The organism is Allobosea sp. RAF48, from assembly GCF_052114025.1.
In the GTDB taxonomy this organism is placed as follows: domain Bacteria; phylum Pseudomonadota; class Alphaproteobacteria; order Rhizobiales; family Beijerinckiaceae; genus Allobosea.
Window position 1 is genome coordinate 498,020 of sequence record NZ_JBFRDZ010000002.1, and the last position, 18,563, is coordinate 516,582.

Annotated in this window: 16 protein-coding genes; 9 read left to right on the forward strand and 7 right to left on the reverse strand. The window is 66.4% G+C overall.

Translation table 11 applies throughout. The features are described from left to right. On the reverse strand, positions 1–432 hold the full coding sequence (locus tag AB4Z10_RS05710; RefSeq protein ID WP_441469406.1) for a DUF1810 domain-containing protein: 432 nt from the start codon (positions 430–432) through the stop codon (positions 1–3). 130 nt (positions 433–562) lie between these two features. Here AB4Z10_RS05710 and AB4Z10_RS05715 point away from each other — a divergent pair, with 130 nt between their 5' ends. Further along, on the forward strand, positions 563–1,600 hold the full coding sequence (locus AB4Z10_RS05715) for a DmpA family aminopeptidase (protein WP_441469407.1): 1,038 nt from the start codon (positions 563–565) through the stop codon (positions 1,598–1,600). Positions 1,601–1,729: 129 nt separating this feature from the next. Here the strand turns inward: AB4Z10_RS05715 and AB4Z10_RS05720 are convergent, their stop codons facing one another. Together AB4Z10_RS05720 and AB4Z10_RS05725 are read right to left on the reverse strand one after the other, a co-directional pair. Beyond that, the gene (locus AB4Z10_RS05720) at positions 1,730–2,992 is read right to left on the reverse strand and encodes an aminopeptidase (protein WP_441469408.1); all 1,263 of its coding nucleotides are present in this window, start codon (positions 2,990–2,992) and stop codon (positions 1,730–1,732) included. A 108-nt stretch (positions 2,993–3,100) separates the two neighbouring features. Continuing rightward, the gene (locus AB4Z10_RS05725; RefSeq protein ID WP_441469409.1) at positions 3,101–3,991 is read right to left on the reverse strand and encodes a GntR family transcriptional regulator; all 891 of its coding nucleotides are present in this window, start codon (positions 3,989–3,991) and stop codon (positions 3,101–3,103) included. Between the two features lie 82 nt (positions 3,992–4,073). Between AB4Z10_RS05725 and AB4Z10_RS05730 the strand changes: the two genes are divergently transcribed. The 3 genes from AB4Z10_RS05730 to AB4Z10_RS05740 all read left to right on the forward strand — a co-directional run bounded on the left by AB4Z10_RS05730 (position 4,074) and on the right by AB4Z10_RS05740 (position 8,453). Further along, positions 4,074–5,216, forward strand: a complete 1,143-nt coding sequence (locus tag AB4Z10_RS05730; RefSeq protein ID WP_441469410.1) for a C45 family autoproteolytic acyltransferase/hydolase — start codon at positions 4,074–4,076, stop codon at positions 5,214–5,216. Between the two features lie 48 nt (positions 5,217–5,264). Further along, positions 5,265–6,818: an ABC transporter substrate-binding protein gene (locus AB4Z10_RS05735; RefSeq protein WP_441469411.1), complete on the forward strand. Its 1,554-nt coding sequence runs from the start codon at positions 5,265–5,267 to the stop codon at positions 6,816–6,818. Between the two features lie 93 nt (positions 6,819–6,911). Beyond that, positions 6,912–8,453, forward strand: coding sequence for an ABC transporter substrate-binding protein (locus AB4Z10_RS05740; protein WP_441469412.1), 1,542 nt, complete (start codon positions 6,912–6,914; stop codon positions 8,451–8,453). Positions 8,454–8,469: 16 nt separating this feature from the next. Here the strand turns inward: AB4Z10_RS05740 and AB4Z10_RS05745 are convergent, their stop codons facing one another. Then, positions 8,470–9,138 (reverse strand): GntR family transcriptional regulator, encoded by a 669-nt coding sequence (locus AB4Z10_RS05745; RefSeq protein ID WP_441469413.1) that lies wholly within the window; start codon positions 9,136–9,138, stop codon positions 8,470–8,472. A gap of 107 nt (positions 9,139–9,245) precedes the next feature. Between AB4Z10_RS05745 and AB4Z10_RS05750 the strand changes: the two genes are divergently transcribed. Genes AB4Z10_RS05750 through AB4Z10_RS05770 form a run of 5 tightly spaced genes read left to right on the forward strand, consistent with a single transcriptional unit; the run spans position 9,246 to position 15,290 of the window. Continuing rightward, the gene (locus AB4Z10_RS05750) at positions 9,246–10,130 is read left to right on the forward strand and encodes an alpha/beta hydrolase family protein (protein ID WP_441469414.1); all 885 of its coding nucleotides are present in this window, start codon (positions 9,246–9,248) and stop codon (positions 10,128–10,130) included. 29 nt (positions 10,131–10,159) lie between these two features. Next, a complete protein-coding gene (locus tag AB4Z10_RS05755) occupies positions 10,160–11,701 on the forward strand; it encodes an ABC transporter substrate-binding protein (RefSeq protein ID WP_441469415.1) in 1,542 nt (513 codons plus the stop codon). A gap of 60 nt (positions 11,702–11,761) precedes the next feature. After that, complete coding sequence (locus AB4Z10_RS05760) at positions 11,762–12,706, forward strand: ABC transporter permease (RefSeq protein WP_441469416.1); 945 nt, start codon at positions 11,762–11,764, stop codon at positions 12,704–12,706. A 50-nt stretch (positions 12,707–12,756) separates the two neighbouring features. After that, positions 12,757–13,575, forward strand: coding sequence for an ABC transporter permease (locus AB4Z10_RS05765; protein ID WP_441469516.1), 819 nt, complete (start codon positions 12,757–12,759; stop codon positions 13,573–13,575). Continuing rightward, the gene (locus tag AB4Z10_RS05770) at positions 13,572–15,290 is read left to right on the forward strand and encodes an ABC transporter ATP-binding protein (protein WP_441469417.1); all 1,719 of its coding nucleotides are present in this window, start codon (positions 13,572–13,574) and stop codon (positions 15,288–15,290) included. Before AB4Z10_RS05765 ends, AB4Z10_RS05770 begins: the two co-directional genes overlap by 4 nt. 217 nt (positions 15,291–15,507) lie before the next feature. On the opposite strand, the gene AB4Z10_RS05775 is transcribed toward AB4Z10_RS05770, so the two are convergent. From AB4Z10_RS05775 to AB4Z10_RS05785, 3 genes are read right to left on the reverse strand one after another with little or no spacing between them, the layout of a single operon-like run. Further along, positions 15,508–16,701: an extracellular solute-binding protein gene (locus AB4Z10_RS05775; RefSeq protein ID WP_441469418.1), complete on the reverse strand. Its 1,194-nt coding sequence runs from the start codon at positions 16,699–16,701 to the stop codon at positions 15,508–15,510. Positions 16,702–16,733: 32 nt separating this feature from the next. Further along, entirely contained in the window at positions 16,734–17,768 is a 1,035-nt protein-coding gene (locus tag AB4Z10_RS05780) for an N-acetylglucosamine-6-phosphate deacetylase (protein ID WP_441469419.1), read from the reverse strand. Between the two features lie 2 nt (positions 17,769–17,770). After that, positions 17,771–18,517, reverse strand: coding sequence for a 6-phosphogluconolactonase (locus tag AB4Z10_RS05785; RefSeq protein ID WP_441469420.1), 747 nt, complete (start codon positions 18,515–18,517; stop codon positions 17,771–17,773). Positions 18,518–18,563: the final 46 nt, after the last annotated feature.

Sequence of the window (18,563 nt, forward strand, 5' to 3'; positions counted from 1 at the left end):
CTAGCCCTTGCCGAGCAGTTCGAAGGTGCGCGGATCGGCAATCCCGTCGAAGAAGCGGCGCAGCACCGCACGATGGGGGTTGGCGCCGTCCCCGCTCGCGACATCGAACAGCGTCATCGAGGAGCACAGCTTCCGGTCGTGGGGCGAGCCGAAGATTGCGTTTGCGCTGCGGCCCTCATGCGCCAACACCGCCTCCGTGATGGTTCGGAGGCGCGGCCCGAGAACCGGATGCGCCAGATAGGCCCGCGCCTCGTCGAGCGAGCCGATGCCGTAGAATTCGGAGTTCGGGGACAGACCCAGACCCCGCATCTGCGGGAACACGAACCAGATCCAGTGGCTGCGCTTGCGCCCGGCCTTCACCTCGGCGAGCGCATCGTCCCAGACGGGTTCTTGCGCATCGAGAAAGCGCTGCAGATGGAATGGATCGGACATCGGCACACTCCCTGCTTCGCCATCCCCAACGCACGAGCCGCCTCGCCGTTCATTCGGCTGCGCCCAGTGCGCTTGAGCCGGCGCGCGCCCATGCTATTCCCGCCGCACGGACCCAGCGAGACCCGACACCATGACCCAGCGCCTGCGCGATTTCGGCCTCTCCTGCGGCATCATGCAGCCGGGCCTGCTCAACGCCATCACCGACGTGCCGGGCGTGAAGCTCGGCCACTGCACGCTGCGCGAAGGCGACACCCTCACCGGCTTCACGGCGCTGCTGCCGCATGACGGCAATCTCTTCCGCCGCAAGCTGCGCGCGGCGGTCGAAATCATCAACGGCTTCGGCAAAAGCGCGGGGCTGATGCAGCTCGCCGAACTCGGCCAGATCGAAACGCCGCTCCTGCTCTGCAACACGCTCGCAGTCGGCACCGGTTTCGACGCTCTGGTCGCCCGCGCTCTCGCTGCAAACCCCGACATCGGCCGCGAGACCGGCACGGTCAATCCGGTCGTGCTCGAATGCAATGACGGCTATCTCTCCGACATCCGCGCTCGCGCGCTGACGCAGGAACACGCCTTCGCCGCGCTCGACGCCGTCGCCTCAGGGCCGGTCGCGGAGGGCGCGGTCGGCGCCGGCACCGGCATGAGCGCCTTCGGCTTCAAGGGCGGCATCGGTACCGCCTCGCGGCGCTTCGATCTCGATGCGGCCAGTTGCACGCTTGGCGTGCTCGCGCTGGCGAATTTCGGCAATGCAGGCGACCTCGTCCTGCCCGACGGCCGCCGCCCGGTTCCGCCGGAAGGGAGGCCGCAAAGCGAGCGCGGCTCGGTCATCCTGGTCATCGCGACCGACGTGCCGCTGGAGTCGCGGCAATTACATCGCGTCGCGCGGCGCGGCGGCGCCGGCCTCGCCCGGCTCGGCGCCTTCTGGGGCAATGGCAGCGGCGACATCGCCGTCGCCTTCTCGACTGCCGATCCGATCGACCACGATCAGCCGAACGACCTCGTCGCGCTGCGCGCCCTCAACGAGAGCCGCATCGACACGCTCTTCCGCGCCGCCACTGAAGCGACGCAGGAGGCCGTGCTCAACGCGATGATCACGGCCCCGGCCACGACCGGGCGGGACGGGCATCATCGCCCCTCGCTCGGGGACTGGCTGAGGGCGAACGCCGGCTAAAACAGAACCACCCCGTCATGCTCGCCCTTGTGGCGAGCATCCACGTCTTGAACGCCGTCCGGCATCGGTGAAGACGTGGATGGTCGGGACAAGCCCGACCATGACGGACAGCGAACCGATCCAGGCCGCTCAGGCCCACTCGCCCTTGCGGAACACCGGCACGCGGCGCCCATCGGCATGGACGCCATCGATATCGACCTCGCCGGAGCCGATCATCCAGTCGATATGGATCAGGCTCTTGTTGCCGCCCTGCGCCGCGATCTGCTCCGGCGTCAGGTTGGCGCCGTCGACGAAGCATTTCGAATAGCACTGCCCAAGCGCGATATGGCAGGAGGCGTTCTCGTCGAAGAGCGTGTTGTAGAACAGGATGCCGCTCTTCGAGATCGGCGAAGAATGCGGCACCAGCGCGACTTCACCGAGCCGGCGGGCGCCCTCGTCCGTGTCCAGCACCTTGTTGAGCACGGCCTCGCCGCGCGCGGCCTTGGCCTCCACGATCCGGCCACCCTCGAAGCGCACCTGGATGTCGTCGATCAGCGAACCCTGATAGGAGAGCGGCTTCGTGCTCGACACGTGACCCTCGACCCGGCGCGCATGCGGGGTCGTGAAGACCTCCTCGGTCGGGATGTTCGGGTTGCAGACGATACCGTTCTTGGCCGGCGAGGCGCCGCCCTGCCAGTCATGGCCATCGGCCAGGCCCACGGTGAGATCGGTGCCCGGCCCGGTGAAATGCAGCGAGGCGAAGCGCTGGCCGTTCAGCCAGTCGCGGCGCGCCCGCAGCGCCGCGTTATGCGCCGCCCAGGCCGCGACCGGATCGGCCTCGTTGATGCGGGAGGCGGCGAAGATCGCTTCGGCCAGCTTGCCGATCGCAACCTCCTCGGCATCGCCCGGGAACACCTGGCGAGCCCAGGCCGCGCTCGGATAGGCCAGGATGTTCCAGTTGATGTCGAAGCCGGCGATCTTCTCCAGCGCCGGCTGGTAGGCGACGGAATTCGCCTTGCTGGCGCGGCCGACCTTGGCCGGATCCTCATTCGCCAGCAGCATCGGATTGTCGCCGACGACGGCGAGCCGCGCGGTGTTGGCCGAGAAGGCCTTGGCGACGCCCTCATAGAGCCAGCCCGGCGCCTTGTCGAAGCTCGCATCCGGCGCATAGCGATAGCGCGCGAGCGTGATCTCCTCGTCCGCCAGCATCGGCGTCACAATGCCGGCGCCAGCCTTGTAGGCGTGCTCGGCGATGCGCCGCACCAGCGGCAGCGCCGCGACCGGCGCGGTGAGGAACAGGTCCTGCCCAGGCTGCAGATTGAGGCCGACGCGGATGGCGACCTCCGCCAGCTTGTCCAGCTTGGCGGCATCGATGGCTTGCCGGGTCTCTTGGGGACGCTGATGAACAGTCATGGCACTCAACCTGTCGGATTCGGGATATCAGCCATTGCTCGCCCAAATCGCCGCCGGGTCAACCGTCCCGGCGGCAAGGCAGCCATCCGGTGACCGGGCGGCGAGCGATCACGCGGTCGTTTCAGCCTGCTTCGTGCCCAGCCTGAGCTTGCTCGCCCGCAGCAGATGACTGCGCATCAGCGCCGAGGCGACCTCGTTCTCGCCCGCCTCAAGGTGATCGAGCATGGCCATATGCTCCGTGCAGTTCACCTGCACGCGCTCGAAACCCAGGCCCCAGTCGTAGTTCGAGAGGCGCCGGAGCTGGTTCTGGCGCCGCACGGCCGAATGGAAATAGCGATTGCCCGTCGCCGCGGCCAAGCCTTCGTGGAAATCGGCATTCATTTCGTAGAAGGCGATGCTGGAGGATTCGCGCCAAGGTCGTTGCAGGGCGTCGACATGCCGCGCCCGCATCTCCGCGATCCAGCCGGGCTCGAGGCGGAAGCCCGGTTCGAGCATCCCCATCGGCTCGATCACCATGCGGAAGCGATAGCTCTCGTCGCGAAGGCGCTTGTCGCGCGGCTCGTGCAGGAAGCGCCAGCCATAGCCGGGCTTGCGCTCGACCATGTCGAGATCGGCGAGGCGGGCGAGCAGTTTCTGCGCCTCGGGCCGACCGAGATCGTAGCGCCGCATCACCTCGAGCTCGGAAACCTCGTCCGGTAGCAGCCCGTTCTCGCGCTCATGCGCCAGCCGGACAATGGCGAGATCGATCGCCTCCGGCGGCAAGGCGCCGTCGCTCTCGGCAGGCAGCTTCAGGATCTCGACGCCCTTGTTGAGATGGCGCCGGACGATGCCCTGCTCGGCGAGATGGTCGAGCGCCGCGCGCACCGGCGTCCGTGACACGCCGAGGCGGCGCGCCGTAGCGTTCTCGTTCAGCCAGGCACCGGCATCGAGCGCATCGTCCCGCACCAGTTGCAGGATGCGCCCGGCGATCTCCTGCTGCAGCCGGGTCGGCATTGCCATCGGAAAGCCCTTGCCTGTTTTAGTTTGCGATGAAATACATTACAGATCGATGTCACGCCAGCATATCGGAAAGTTGTGCGCCATGGTCCAGCCCTGCCCCTTCGTCGACGTTTCGGGCTCGCCCTATGAACGCGGCCGCCAGCATGGCGCGGCCGTGCCGCAGCGCGTGAAGCGCTCGATCGAGCTCTATGGCGGCCAGCTCGGCGATCTCGGCTACGACGCCAAGGCCAAATCGGCGCTGATCGGCGAGTTCGCCAGCGAGATCCAGGCCTTCGGCGCCCATTACATCGAGGAGATGCGCGGCATCGCCGACGGCGCTGGCGTCGCGCTCGAAGACATCATCATGGTCAATGCCCGCACCGAGGTCATCGCCAAGGCGCGGATGGTCAAGAACAAGCCCGTTGAGGCGACAGAAGAGCTCGACGACGGCTGCACCGGCGCGATCATCCTGCCCGAGCGCAGCGCCACCGGCGAGCTGATCCACGGCCAGAACTGGGACTGGCGGGCCGAATGCGCGGAGACCGCGATCGTGCTGCGCGTGCGCCGCGACGACGGGCCGGATTTCCTGACCTTCGTCGAGGCCGGCGGCCTCGCCCGCTGCGGCATGAACGCGGCCGGCATCTCGATCACCGCCAACTATCTCGAATGCGAGCGCGACTTCACCCAGACCGGCGTGCCGCTCGCCCTGATCCGCCGCAAGGTGCTGGAGCAGGAGCACCTCGCCTTCGCGATCAAGGCCGTGGCGGCGACGCCGAAGGCCTGCTCCAACAACATGATGCTCTCGACCGTGAAGGGCTTCGGCATCGATTTCGAATGCGCGCCGGACGAGGCCTTCCCGATCTATCCGGAAGACGGGATGATCGTTCACGCCAACCACTGGGTCGGCCAGATCGCCTTGACCAAGGTGAAGAACACCAGCATCCCGCGCGTGCCGGAGAGCTTCTACCGCGACTGGCGGGTCAAGAAGCTGCTCGATGAAGCCGGCCGCAAGCTGACCGTCGACGATCTCAAGCAGGCCCTCTTCGACGATTTCCTGACGCCGTATTCGGTCTGCCGTCCGGCGCGCCCGAACGAGCAGGGCAACCTCTCGGCGACGGTCGCAATGGTGATCATGCAGCCGGCGAAGGGGATCATGGAGGTCGCGCCGCTGCCGGCCGAGAACCGCGTCTTCACCCGCTACAGCCTGACCGAGAATCCCGTCCTGCTCGCCGAAGCGGCCGAATAGTTCGATCCCGGTCCCGCGTCACAACCGAACAAAAAACAGGGGAACATGATGCGCAGAACCACCAAAACAGCCCTTGCCGCCGCGCTTCTGTGCGGCGGCCTCGTTCAGGCCGCGGGGGCGAGCGCGCTGCGCATCCAGCTGCGCGCCGATATCCGTTCGATCAATCCGGGCGTCAATCGCGACGCCAATACCGATGGCGTCGTCGTTCAGATAGTCGAGGGCCTCGTCGCCTATGGCGAGGACGCTCTGCCCAAGCCTTTGCTGGCCGAGAGGGTCGACATCTCCCCCGACGGCAAGAACTACACCTTCACGCTGCGCCAGGGCGTGAAGTTCCACAACGGCGCAGCCCTGACCGCAGCCGACGTGCTGTGGAGCTGGAACCGCTATATGGACCCGAAGACCGACTGGCGCTGCCTCTCGGAATTTGACGGCCGCGGCCAGGTCAAGGTCGAGAAAATCACCGCGCCTGATGACAAGACCGTCGTCTTCGAACTGGACAAGCCGAGCGCGCTCTTCCTCTCGGCGCTCGCCCGCACCGATTGCGCGATGACCGGCATCCTCCACAAGGACTCGGTCAAGGCCGACGGCAGCTTCGACAAGCCGATCGGCACCGGCCCGTTCAAGTTCGCGGAATGGAAGCGCGGCGAGTACATCCGGCTGGAGCGCTTCGCCGACTATGCCTCGCTGCCCGGCAAGATCGACGGGCTGACCGGCGCCAAGAAGCCGCTGGTTGACGAGGTGCGTTTCCTCATCATTCCCGACAACGCGACGGCCAAGGCCGCCCTGCTGAAGGGCGATATCGACGTCGTCCCGGATATCGCCAACACCGACATCGCCGAGCTCAAGAAGAACGACAAGGTCAAGACCTCCGTCGTCACCAGCATGGGCCTCGTCGGCCTGATCATCCAGACGCGCGACCCGCTGCTGCAGAACCTCAAGCTGCGCCAGGCGATCGCCGCCGCGATCGACTCCAAGGAGCTGGTCGCCGCCGTCAGCGACGGCATCGGCACGCCGAACAACTCGATCGTCCCGGCTCTTTCGGCCTATTACGGCCCGGTGCAGAAGGAAGGCTGGAAATACGACCCGGCCGCCGCCAAGAAGCTCATCGCGGAAGCCGGCTACAAGGGCGAGAAGATCGTGATGCTCGCCAACAAGCGCTACCCCGAAAGCTTCGACGCCGCCGTCGTCGCCCAGCAGATGCTCCAGGCTGTCGGACTCAACGTCGAGATCGAGGTGCTGGAATGGGCGACGCAGCTCGACCGCTACAGCAAGGGCAACTACACGATCCAGGCCTTCCCCTATTCGGGCCGCATGGACCCCGCCCTGAGCTACGAGTCGATGACCGGCCCGAAGGACAAGCAGCCGCGCAAGCTCTGGGACAATCCGGAGGTGCAGGCCGAGCTCGACAAGTCGATGGTGGTGACCGACCGCGCCGAACGTCAGAAGATCTTCGACGGGCTGCACAAGCGCTTCCTCGCGGAAGTGCCCATGGTGATGCTCTACAACGGCATCGTCGGCGGTGCGATGGGCGCCAAGACCAAGGGCTATGTCTCGACCGTGAGCTCGCTGCCGCGGGCCTGGGAAGTCACTGTCGGCGAATAGCGCTCAAACCGCCCCATCTTCGGGATCTCCCGCGACATCGAGGCATGCCCGCACAGGGCGTGCCCTGACGGCATGGCAGTAAGGGGAACGAGAATGATCCGCATTTCAGCGCCTGCTCTCGCGCTCGCACTTATCGGCGGGGCGGCCCAGGCACAGACGATCAACGTCGCGCTCAACGCCGACATCCGCAGCACCAATCCGGGCGTCAACCGCGACGACAATACCGACGCCGTCGTGCTGCACATGGTCGAGGGCCTCGTCGGCTATCGCGAGAATGGCGCTGTCGCGCCGCTGCTCGCCGAGAAGATCGAGATCTCGCCGGACGGACGGACCTACACTTTCCACCTGCGCAAGCGCGTGAAGTTCCACAACGGCGCCGAGATGACCTCGGCCGACGTTTTGTGGAGCTGGAACCGCTACATGGATGCGAAGACCGACTGGCGCTGCAAGGCGGAATTCGACGGCCGGCTCGGGCTGAAGGTCATTGAAGCGGCCGTCCCCGATGCAACGACCTTCGTGATGAAGCTGGAGAAGCCGAGCGCGCTCTTCCTCGACACCATGGCCCGCACCGACTGCGCGATGGTCGCGATCCTGCACAAGGACTCGGTCAAGGCCGACGGCAGCTGGGACAAGCCGGTCGGTACCGGCCCGTTCCAGCTCGCCGACTGGCGCCGGGGCGAATTCGTGCTGCTCAAGCGCTTCGATGCTTACGCTTCCCCGCCCGGCGAGAAGCGCGACGGCTATGTCGGCTCCAAGCGCCCGCTGGCGCAGGAGGTCAAGTTCCTCTCGATCGCCGATGGTGCGACGGTCAAGGCCGGCCTGATGTCGGGCGCGCTCGACGTCGCCGATGTGCCGGACGAGGACGTGCCGGAGATGAAGAAGAGCGGCCTGCAGGTGCTGACCGCGCCGAGCGCGACCAAGCACACCATCCTGATCCAGACCAGCGACCCGCTGCTGTCGAATGTGAAGATGCGCCAGGCCATCGCCTCCGCGCTCGATCTCGACGAGATCGTCGGTGCCGTCTCGAACGGCCTGGGCAAGACCAATAATTCGGCGGTCTACATCACCTCACCCTTCTACGACGAGGTCCAGAAGAAGCGTTACACGCACGATCCGGCGCAGACGAAGAAGCTGCTGGCCGAAGCCGGCTACAAGGGCGAGACGATCAAGCTGATCGCCAACAAGCGCTCGACCGTGCCGAGCTACCCCGTCGCGATCATGGCGCAGGCGATGCTGCAGGCCTCCGGCATCAAGGCCGAGATCGAGATCCTGGAATGGGCGACGCAGCTCGACCGGTTCTCGAAGGGCAACTACCAGATGATGTCCTTCAGCTATTCCGCCCGCATCGATCCGGCCCAGAGCTACAATCAGTTCTCCGGCCCGAAGGACAAGCTGCCCTCCAAGGTCTGGGACAATGCGGAGGCCAACGCCCTCATCGAGAGGGCGACGCTGGTCAATGACGAAGCCGAGCGGAAGACGATCTTCGACCAGCTGCATGTGATGATGCTGGCCGATGCGCCGCTGATCTTCCTCTACAACCAGGTCGACACGGCCGTCGTTTCCAGGCGTCTGCAGGGCTTCGCGCCCTGGGTCGCCTCGAAGCCGCGCCTCTGGGAGGTCAGCGTCGCCAGGTAACCTCCGGGTGCGTCGGTCAGCCCGGCCCGCCGATCGCGGCCGGCTCTGGCGTGCCGCCCTTGACGACATGCGCCGCGATCACGGCGGCGAGGCGTCGGCCGTCACGGGCCTTCAGGGCCTCCATCATCGCGTAGTGCTCGCGGTCGCTGCGCAGCAGCGATTCATGCGAGCTCCAGACCGTGATCTGCGAACCGCGCGCCCGGTCTCGCAGCGCCCAGATCGTTTCCTCGAGCACGGCATTGCCGCAGAAGGAGTACAGCAGCTGATGGAAGATGCGGTTGATCTCGCTCTGCTCGGTGCGGCTGCCGGTCAGCACCGCCTTGGAGAACTGCGCCGCGAGCTCGTCCAGCCGCGCGATCGTCGCCGTGTCGATACGCGCGACGATACCCGCCGCCGCCGCCATCTCGAGGATGACCCGTGTCGCCTGGATCTCCTCATAGGTCTTCATGTCGACCTCGGCGACGCGATAGCCCCGGTTCGGGACATGCTCGATCGTCTTGCGCACGGCGAGCTCGTCGAGGGCGCTGCGCACGTCGAAACGCGTCGCCTGGAAGCGCTCCTCAAGATCGATCTGACGCAGCCACTCGCCCGGCCTGAACATGCGCAGCCTGATCGCCTGCGCGATCTCGTTCGCGAGGATGGCCCGCCGCGTGCCGGTGTTTCTGCGTTTCCGCTCGGACGTCATGAAGGGCTCTCTAGCAGGATTCGGGCGGCACGACAGAAGTCGGTTGCGAAGCCAACCATAACATGCGACACAATTGGCGCCAATAATTTCGCCAGAGGAGAGAAGCCGTGAGCGCCGTGGCAGAAAAGACCGGTAAGCCGGAAATCGAGGCAGCCGCGCGCGCCAAGGCGCTCTACGAATACGGACCGACCTCGATCTACGCCTCGAAGCACGATCCACGCTTCCCCTATTGCCTCTATGTCCCGCCGAACCTCGGCAAGACCGGCGAGGCGCCAGAGCTCATCGTCGCCATGCACGGCACCGGCCGCGGCTTCACTGGCTATCGCGACGCCTTCTCGGCCTTCGCCCGCTGGAACAACTGCATCATCCTGGCGCCGCTCTTCCCGATCGGCGTGATGGGCGACGGCTACCGCGACGGCTTCAAGTACATGCGCGAGGGCAACCTCCGCTACGACCATGTGCTGCTCGCCATCGTCGAGGAGGTTTCCGAGCGCTATGGCATCGCCTTCGAGCGCTTCGGTCTGTTCGGCTATTCCGGCGGCGGCCATTTCGCCCACCGTTTCCTGCTGCTGCAGCCGCACAAGCTCTGGGGCGTCTCGATCGGCGCGCCGGGTTCGGTGACCCTGCTCGATCCCACGCGCGACTGGTGGGTCGGGACGCGCAACTTCGCCGAGCTCTTCGGCCAGGAGCTCGACATCCCCGCGATGAAGCAGGTCGCGGTGCAGATGGTCGTCGGCGCCGCCGATCTCGAGACCTGGGAGATCACCCACAAGCCGGGCGGCCGCAACTGGATGCCGGACGCCAACCATGCCGGCGCGACGCGGCCGGAGCGGCTGGCGAGCTTGCGCGATTCCTTCGCAGAGAATGGCATCGCGGCGCGCTTCGATCTCGTGCCGAACACGCCGCATGACGGGGTCAAGGTCGTGCCGGTGGTCGAGGACTTCTTCGCCGGCGAACTCAGCAGGATTCGCGCCGCCCGCAAGGCCGGCTGAACGACCATAACGACAACAGGGGAACCATCATGAAGCGCCTCCTTGTCTCCGCCGCTGCGCTCGCCCTCTCGGCCGGCGCCCTGCAGGCCCAGACGCTGACCGCCGTGCTCAACGCCGACATCCGTTCGACCAACCCCGGCGTGAACCGGGACGGCAACACCGACGCGGTCGTTCTGCACTTCGTCGAAGGGCTCGTCGGCTATGCCGAGGACGGCTCGGTCGGCCCGCTTCTGGCCGAGAAGGTCGACATCTCCGCGGACGGCAAGACCTATACCTTCCGCCTGCGCAAGGGCGTGAAATTCCACAACGGCGCCACGATGACCTCGGCCGACGCGCTGTGGAGCTGGAACCGCTACATGGATCCGAAGACGGATTGGCGCTGCCTGTCCGATTTCGACGGGCGCAATGGCCTCAAGGTCATCTCCGCCACCGCTCCCGATGCCGACACCTTCGTCATGGAGATCAACGAGCCGAACGGGCTCTTCCTCGACTCGCTCGCCCGCGCGGACTGCGGCGGCACGGCCGTGATCCACAAGGATTCGGTTAAGGCCGACGGCAGCTGGGACAAGCCGATCGGCACAGGCCCCTTCATGCTCGGCGAATGGAAGCGCGGCCAGTCGGTCCAGCTCCTCGCCTTCGACCAGTACGTCTCGCCCAAGGGCGACAAGCGCGACGGCTACATCGGCAGCAAGCGGCCGCTGGTGAAGGAAGCGCGCTTCATGGTCATCCCCGATGCGGCGACGGTGAAGGCCGGCCTGCTCGCGGGCTCGCTCGACATGGCGCTGATGCCGGAATCGGACGTGCCCGATCTCAAGGGCGCGCCCAATGTCGCGCTCGCGATTGCCCCGAACCCGGTCAGGCACAGCCTGATTATCCAGACGCGCGATCCGCTGCTGAAGAACCAGGCCCTGCGCCAGGCCATCGCCGCCTCGATCGACTTCCCCGAGCTCGTCGGCAACGTCAGCAACGGCCTCGGCAAGCCCAATAACTCGCCGGTCTACACGACCTCGAAATACTACGGCGGGGCGGAGAAGCAGGGCTTCAAATACGACCCTGCCGCGGCCAAGGCCTTGCTGCAGAAGGCCGGCTACAAGGGCGAGAAGATCGTGATCCTCGCCAACAAGCGCTCCTCCGTGCCGAGCTTCAACACCGCCGTCATAGCGCAGGCGATGATGCAGGCGGCCGGCATCAATGCCGAGATCGAGGTGCTGGAGTGGGCGACGCAGCTCGACCGCTACAACAAGGGCAACTACCAGATGCAGGCCTTCTCCTATTCGAGCCGCTTCGATCCCGCGCTCGGATTCGAGCAGATCGCCGGCCCGAAGGACAAGCAGCCGCGCAAGATCTGGGAGGACCCGGAAGCGCTCGAGCTGATCCAGAAGTCGATGGTGGTGACCGATACAGCCGAGCGCCAGAAGATCTTCGATGAGCTGCACAAGCGCTTCATCGAGCAGGTGCCGACCATCTTCACCCATAACGACCTCGACATCATCGCCCATTCCAAGCGCGTGACAGGCGTGACGCCGTGGGCGTCGCAGCTGCGGCTCTGGGAGGTTGGCTTCGCCAAGTGAGGCGGTGCCTCCGGCCCTGGCTTTGGCCGGGACCGGCAGTGAGGCTTGGGAGGGCCTTCGATGTTTCGTTTCGCGCTGACGCGGATCGCGATGGCGTTGCCGACGCTGCTGATCGTGGCGGTGTCGGTCTTCGTCCTGATCCGCCTGATTCCCGGCGACCCCGCACAGCTGATGCTGGGTGATCTGGCAACGCCGGCAAGCCTCGCCGATCTCCGGGCCCGGCTCGGCCTCGACCAGAGCCTGCCGGTGCAGTTCGGCATCTGGATCGGCAACGTGCTGCACGGCGATTTCGGCCAGTCGATCTCGTCGCAGCAGGCGGTGCTGCCGCTGATCCTGTCGCGCTTCTGGGTCTCGGCCCAGATCGTGCTGGTCGCGGTGCTGCTGGCGAGCTGCGTCGCGGTGCCCGCCGGCGTCATCGCCGCCTGGAAGCAGGACACCCCGATCGATCTCGGCCTCGTCGCCACCGCCACGCTGCTGCTCTCGATCCCCACTTTCTGGCTCGGCCTGTTGCTGCTGCTATTCTTCGGCCTCAAGCTCGAATGGCTGCCGGTTGTCGGCTACGTCTCGATCGCCGAAAACCCCTGGGCCGGCATCCTCTATCTCGTCATGCCGATCATGACGCTGTTCCTGCACGAGATCGGCGTGATCCTGCGCATGGCGCGCGCCTCGACGCTCGAGGTGCTCCGGCTAGACTACATCACCCATGCCCGCGCCAAGGGCCTCTCGGAAAGCGCGGTGCTCTGGCGCCATGCCTTCAAGAACGCCTTCGGCCCGACCTGGACGCTGATCGGCCTGGTGCTCGGCAACCTGCTCGGCGGCATCGCGGTGGTCGAGACCGTCTTCACGATCCCCGGCCTCGGGCGCCTGCTCGTCGATGCAATCTTCGCGCGCGACTATCCCGTGATCCAGGGCTGCATGCTCTTCGTCGCCTTCACCTATGTGCTGGTGAACCTCGTCATCGACCTCTGCTATCCGGTCTTCGATCCCAGGGTGACCGCGCAATGAGCAGCAACAGCACCATGAGCGGTGGCGGCGCCGTGAAGAAGGCCAGCCGAATGAAACTCCCCGCCGCCAATGCGATCGTCGGCGGCACGCTGATCGGCATCCTGCTCGCGACGGCGTGCATCGGCGCCCTCTGGACACCCTACGATCCGCTCAAGCTCTCCTTCCGCGAGAAGCTGGCGGCGCCCTCCGCGCTGCACTGGCTCGGCACCGACGAGTTCGGCCGCGACGTGCTGTCCCGCCTGATGGCGGGCGCGGCGACCTCGGTCTGGATCAGCCTGCTGACGGTGACGCTCGCCGTCGTGATGGGCACCACGATCGGCCTGTTCTCCGGCTATATGCGCGGCTGGGTCGACCGGGTGATCATGGCCTTCAACGATGCGCTGCTCGCCTTCCCCGGCATCCTCCTGGCGCTCGGCCTGCTCGCGGTGGTCGGCGCCAACAAATACGGCATCATCGTCGCGCTCGGCATCGCCTACACGCCGTCGGTCGCCCGCGTCGTGCGCGGGACGGTGCTCTCGCTGCGCGAGCGCGAGTTCATTGCCGCCTCGCGCGTGATGGGCAACTCCGAGAGCTTCACCATGGCCCGCCACATCCTGCCGAACTGCATCGCGCCGCTGACCGTGCTGGCGACCTCGATGTTCGGCTATGTGCTGCTGGCGGAAAGCGCGCTCTCCTTCCTGGGCCTGGGCGTTCCGCCGCCGGCGCCGACCTGGGGCAACATGCTCGCAGGCTCCCGGCCCTATATCGGCCAGGCCGTCTGGCTCGGCATCTTCCCGGGCTTGTGCATCTCGCTGACCCTGCTCGGCATCAACCTGCTCGGCGACGCCGTGCGCGACACGCTCGACCCGCGGATGAGGGGTTCGCGATGACCAAAGCGCTTTCAAGCGAAGTGGGCACCGGTTCGCGTCAAGAAAACGCGGCCAACAAGAGCGCCGCCGCTCTCCTAGACGTCGCCGGCCTGACGCTCAGGATCGGCACGACCGGCCGCACGGTCGTCAACGACGTCTCCTTCCAGGTCTTCCCCGGCGAGATCGTCGGCATCGTCGGCGAATCCGGCTCCGGCAAGACGCTCGCGGCCCGCGCCGTGATGGGTTTCATCCCCCCCGCCGTCGCGCTCACCTCCGGCACGATCCGCTTCGACGGGCAGGACGTGATGGCGATGAGCGGCAAGGATCTGCGCGCCATGCGCGGCTCGCGCGTCGGCATGGTCTTCCAGGAGCCGATGACCTCGCTCAACCCGTCGATGCTGATCGGCCGCCAGCTCGACGAGGGTCTGGCGCTGCACCGCAAGCTCGACGCAGCCCAGCGCCGCGCGCTCATCCTCGACATGCTCAGGCGCGTCGGCCTGCGCGACCCGGAAGGCGCGCTCACCGCCTATCCGCACCAATTCTCCGGCGGCATGCGCCAGCGCATCATGCTGGCCTCGGTGATGCTGCTGAAGCCGGCGCTGCTCCTCGCCGACGAGCCGACCACGGCCCTCGACGCTGTCGTCCAGCGCGACGTGATGGAGCTGATGGTCGAATTGACCCAGGCCAACAACACCGCCGTGCTGCTGATCTCGCATGATCTCGGCATGGTCGCGCGCTATTGCAGCCGCATCGTTGTGATGTGCCAGGGCGACGTGGTCGAGCAAGGATCGAGCGAAGAGATCCTCGCCCGACCGCAGCACCCCTATACGCGCAAGCTGCTCTCGGCGATGCCGCACCGGCTGCCGGCGCGGCTGCTGCCGCAGGCGAAGACCCCGATCGTCTCGGTGCGCGACCTCGTCGTCGAATATCCCGGCCGGCAGGGCTTCTTCCGCAAGGAGGCAGCCAAGCGCGCGCTGCATGGCATCAGCCTCGATGTGCAGCCCGGCGAGGTCGTAGCCGTGGTCGGCGGCTCCGGCTCGGGCAAGACCACTCTCGGCCAGTCCATCGCCGGGCTCGTCAAGCCGGCCGGCGGCGAGATCCGCTTCAACGGCAAGCCCATCACGAAGAGCGAGACGGCTTACTGGGACTATCGGCTGAACTGCCAGATGGTGTTCCAGGACCCCTATTCCTCGCTCGATCCGCGCATGACGATCGGCCAGCTCGTCGGCGAGCCGCTGCGGCTGGTGCCGGACATGACTCCGGGAGACAAGAAGGCGCGCGTCGCCGAGGTTCTGGCCGAGGTCGGCCTCAAGGACGGCTTCGCCGAGCGTTACCCGCATGAGCTCTCGGGCGGCCAGCGCCAGCGCATCGCCATCGCCCGCGCGGTCGTGCGCCGGCCGAGCTTCGTCATCGCCGACGAGCCGGTCTCGGCGCTCGACGTGACCGTGCGCGCGCAGGTGCTCGAGCTCTTCGACGAGTTGCAGAAGAAGCACGGCTTCTCCTGCCTCTTCATCAGCCATGACCTCGGCGTGGTCGAGCAGGTCGCCGACCGGGTCATCGTTATGCAGGACGGCCGCATCGTCGAGGAAGGCCCCCGCGACGACATCTTCGACAATCCGCAGCACGCCTACACTCAGAAGCTTCTCGCAGCCGTCCCCGGCCTCGAAAGCACCGGCGATGGCGGCGTCAGGCTGTTCTGGCGGCGCGCCGAAAACGACGCATCGGTCGTCAGCTAGGGTTTGTCGACACTTCGCCACCTGGGCCTTTTCGCGGACTCACGCGGTCATCCCGGATCAAGCCCGGGATGACCGCGTGAGTCCGCGTAGATCAGCATGCTCCAGTTCGAGAACGAAATCGGCCCGGAATCCATCGTCGGTGGCGGCACCGTGCGATGGTTTCCGGGCCTTTTCTTCGCTCCGCATCGAAGGCGGAGCGAAGGAATAATGGCTTCGATCAGCGCTTGCGCTTGGCGCCGACCAGTTCGTCCCACTTGCGGAAGGCGACGACCATCTTGTCGGGCTTCAGCGGCAGCTCGATCGGGTTCTTGGCGATGAGGTCGGCATATTCAGGCCGGCCGAACTCCGCGATCACCTCCTGGCTGCGCTTCGGCGCCAGGGAGAGCGGCACGTCCTTCACCGCCGGGCCGGGATAGAGATAGCCCTCGTCATAGGAATAGGCCTGCATCTTCGGCGTCAGCACATGCGCCATGATGTCGAGCACGACGGCGAGGCGATCGTTCGGGATGCCCTTCGGCACGCACATGAAGAAGGCGTCCGAGACCCAGTGGAAGCCTTTCAGCGTCTGGATCTTGGCTTCCTTCGGCACGATGCCGAGCGCACGCGGATTGATGTCCCAACCCGTGGTCGAGATGATGATGTCGCGCGAGCCGTCGCCGAACTCCTTCATCGTCGCGCCCGTGCCGGCCGGGTAGTACTCGATGTGCTCGCCGAGTTCCTGCAGATAGGCCCAGGTCTTGTCCCAGCCATTGACCGGGTCCTGCGGATCCTTGTCGCCGAGGATATAGGGCAGGCCCATCATGAAGGTGCGGCCGGGGCCTGAATTGGTCGGGCGCGCATACATGAACTTGCTGGGATTGGCCTTGGCCCAGGCCAGCAGCTCCTCGGCCGTCGTCGGCACCTGCTTGACCCGGTCCGGCATGTATTCGAGCAGCGGCCCGGACGGGTAATAGTTCACCACCGTGCCGAAGCCGGCGCCCTGCACCTTGTGGAGATTGAGCGCCGCGGGCTCGTAATTCTGCTCGATATTGGGGAATTTCTCGGCGAAATCCGGGAAGATCTTGAGCCAGAGATTCTGCTCGAGGCCGGCAGCCAGGCCATCCGAGCCGGTCAGGACCAGATCGAGATCGGCGCGCCCGGCATCCTGCTGCGCCTTGATCTTGCTCGCCAGTTCCGGCGCCGGCGCTTTCACATAGGTGATGCGCGAGACGAGCTTGGGATTGGCGTTGCGGTAGTCGTCGAAGGCCTGCTGCATCAGCGCCAGCGCCCCGCCGACATCGATGATGTTGATGCCGACCGGCGCCGAAGGCAGCGGCGGCGCGGCGGCGAAGGCGCCGTTCGCGCCGATGGTCAGCGCGCCGAGGCCGCCCAGCACGGTGCGGCGATCCACGCCTTTCGAAAATTCGCTCATCGTTTTCCCCTCTTGCTTGGTTGGTAACGTCTTCAGGATGCCGCCACAGCGGCGAAATCGCGGCGCTCGTTGCCGATGCGCACGCTGCGGATGCGGAGTTCCGGCGACCACTCGATCGCGCTCTCCGGCAAGGTGATGCCAGCCTGCGCCAGCGCGTCGGCGATGCAGGCCAGCGCATGGGTCGAGGCCATGGCAATTGCCCCCTCCGGCGTCGCGATGCCCCAGGCGACGACATTCCGAACGGCGTCGTCGAGCTTGAGCGCCGAGCCCGCCAGCGAGGCGCCGCCCGGCTGGCGCACCGAACCATCGGCGGCGAGATCGACCGGCATGCCGGCGAAGCTGTAACGGCCCGGCACTGCGCCAGCAGCAACCACGGCGTCCGTGACGAGGATCGAGCGCTCCGCGCCCTTTGCCCGGATCAGGCTCTTCAGCGCCTTCGGATGGATATGGATGCCATCCGCGATGAAGCCGGCCATCAGCCGGTCTTCGGCGAGCTGGGCGAAGAGCGGGTTGACGAGCTTGTGCAGCTGCTGCGGCAGGCCGTTGCCGAGATGGGTCGAGAGCGTCGCGCCCGCCTCCGCAGCGGCGCCGGCGGTCTCGAAATCGACGGCGGAATGGCCTATGGCGACGACCTTGCCCGCTTGCGCCAGCTTGCCGGCGAGGGCGACGCCGCCTTCGACCTCCGGCGCCAGCGTCACCATCAGGATCGGCCGCGACAAGAGCTGGTCAAGATGCGCGACCAGCTCGGCCGTTGCCACCGTCATCGCCTCCGGTGGGTGGCAGCCGGAATAGCCGGCGGACGGGTTCAGGAACGGGCCTTCGAGATGGTAGCCCGGGCACATCAGCGGCCCGAGCCGGCTTCCGCTCACCGCTGCGTCGAGCGCCCGGAATCGCTCTTCCAGCTCATGCGGATGCGCAGTGATGATCGTCGGCAGGCAGGTGGTCACGCCCGTCGCCAGCATCGCCTCCAGCGCCCGGTCGAGCTCCGCCGCCGTGATCGTACCGGAGTTGAAATCCACCCCGCCGAAGCCATTGACCTGCAGATCGACGAGACCGGGCGTGCGCATCGTCAGCCCTTCCGGCTCAGCAGCGAAGCGGCCGGCGGATCGATGAACAGCACGGTGCGCTTGTGTGTCTGCAGGATCGAGGCGGGGCTGAGATTGCTGACCGGCCCTTCCAGAGCGGCCTTGGCGGCCTCGGCCTTGCGCGTGTCGGAGACGGAGAGGACGATCAGCTCGCTCTTGAGGATCTGGCGCACGCTCATCGAGATCGCCTGTTGCGGCACGGCGTCGAAGCTCGGGAACCAGCCCTCGCCGAATTGCTGCTGCCGGCAGGCCTCGTCCAGGTTCACGACGAGATAAGGCTCCTCGGTCTCGAAATCCGCCGGCGGGTCGTTGAAGGCGAGATGGCAGTTCTCGCCGATCCCGGCGAAGCAGACGGCGATGCGCTTGCCGGCGATCTGCTGGTTGAGCTGCTTTACCGCCGCTGCGGCATCGCCCTCGCCATCGACCGGAATGAAGGTCGGCGCGCTGTTCAGCGGCGCCATGAAGCGCTCGCGCAGATAGCGCCGGAAGCTCGCCGGATGGCTCTCGCTCAAGCCGACATATTCGTCGAGATGGAAGGCCGTGACCTTCGACCAGTCGATGCCCTCGGCCGCCACGAGATGCTTCAGCATCTCGAACTGGCTCGCGCCGGTCGCCACGATGATCGTCGCTTCGCCGTGACGGGCGAGTTCCTCACGGATCGCCTGCGCGCCGAGCGCCGCCGCCTGCTGGCCGAGCGTCTCCTTGTCGGAGGCAACATGCATCTCGATCATCGATTTTTGAACCTTTTACGTCAGGAAATTTCCGATATTCTGGTAT

What these genes read in the sequence shown, in the direction of transcription:
- AB4Z10_RS05710 (WP_441469406.1), bottom strand. Translation starts at nt 432, where the DNA reads ATGTCCGATCCATTCCATCTGCAGCGCTTTCTCGATGCGCAAGAACCC.
- AB4Z10_RS05715 (WP_441469407.1), top strand. Translation starts at nt 563, where the DNA reads ATGACCCAGCGCCTGCGCGATTTCGGCCTCTCCTGCGGCATCATGCAG.
- AB4Z10_RS05720 (WP_441469408.1), bottom strand. Translation starts at nt 2,992, where the DNA reads ATGACTGTTCATCAGCGTCCCCAAGAGACCCGGCAAGCCATCGATGCC.
- AB4Z10_RS05725 (WP_441469409.1), bottom strand. Translation starts at nt 3,991, where the DNA reads ATGGCAATGCCGACCCGGCTGCAGCAGGAGATCGCCGGGCGCATCCTG.
- AB4Z10_RS05730 (WP_441469410.1), top strand. Translation starts at nt 4,074, where the DNA reads ATGGTCCAGCCCTGCCCCTTCGTCGACGTTTCGGGCTCGCCCTATGAA.
- AB4Z10_RS05735 (WP_441469411.1), top strand. Translation starts at nt 5,265, where the DNA reads ATGCGCAGAACCACCAAAACAGCCCTTGCCGCCGCGCTTCTGTGCGGC.
- AB4Z10_RS05740 (WP_441469412.1), top strand. Translation starts at nt 6,912, where the DNA reads ATGATCCGCATTTCAGCGCCTGCTCTCGCGCTCGCACTTATCGGCGGG.
- AB4Z10_RS05745 (WP_441469413.1), bottom strand. Translation starts at nt 9,138, where the DNA reads ATGACGTCCGAGCGGAAACGCAGAAACACCGGCACGCGGCGGGCCATC.
- AB4Z10_RS05755 (WP_441469415.1), top strand. Translation starts at nt 10,160, where the DNA reads ATGAAGCGCCTCCTTGTCTCCGCCGCTGCGCTCGCCCTCTCGGCCGGC.
- AB4Z10_RS05760 (WP_441469416.1), top strand. Translation starts at nt 11,762, where the DNA reads ATGTTTCGTTTCGCGCTGACGCGGATCGCGATGGCGTTGCCGACGCTG.
- AB4Z10_RS05765 (WP_441469516.1), top strand. Translation starts at nt 12,757, where the DNA reads ATGAAACTCCCCGCCGCCAATGCGATCGTCGGCGGCACGCTGATCGGC.
- AB4Z10_RS05770 (WP_441469417.1), top strand. Translation starts at nt 13,572, where the DNA reads ATGACCAAAGCGCTTTCAAGCGAAGTGGGCACCGGTTCGCGTCAAGAA.
- AB4Z10_RS05775 (WP_441469418.1), bottom strand. Translation starts at nt 16,701, where the DNA reads ATGAGCGAATTTTCGAAAGGCGTGGATCGCCGCACCGTGCTGGGCGGC.
- AB4Z10_RS05780 (WP_441469419.1), bottom strand. Translation starts at nt 17,768, where the DNA reads ATGCGCACGCCCGGTCTCGTCGATCTGCAGGTCAATGGCTTCGGCGGG.
- AB4Z10_RS05785 (WP_441469420.1), bottom strand. Translation starts at nt 18,517, where the DNA reads ATGATCGAGATGCATGTTGCCTCCGACAAGGAGACGCTCGGCCAGCAG.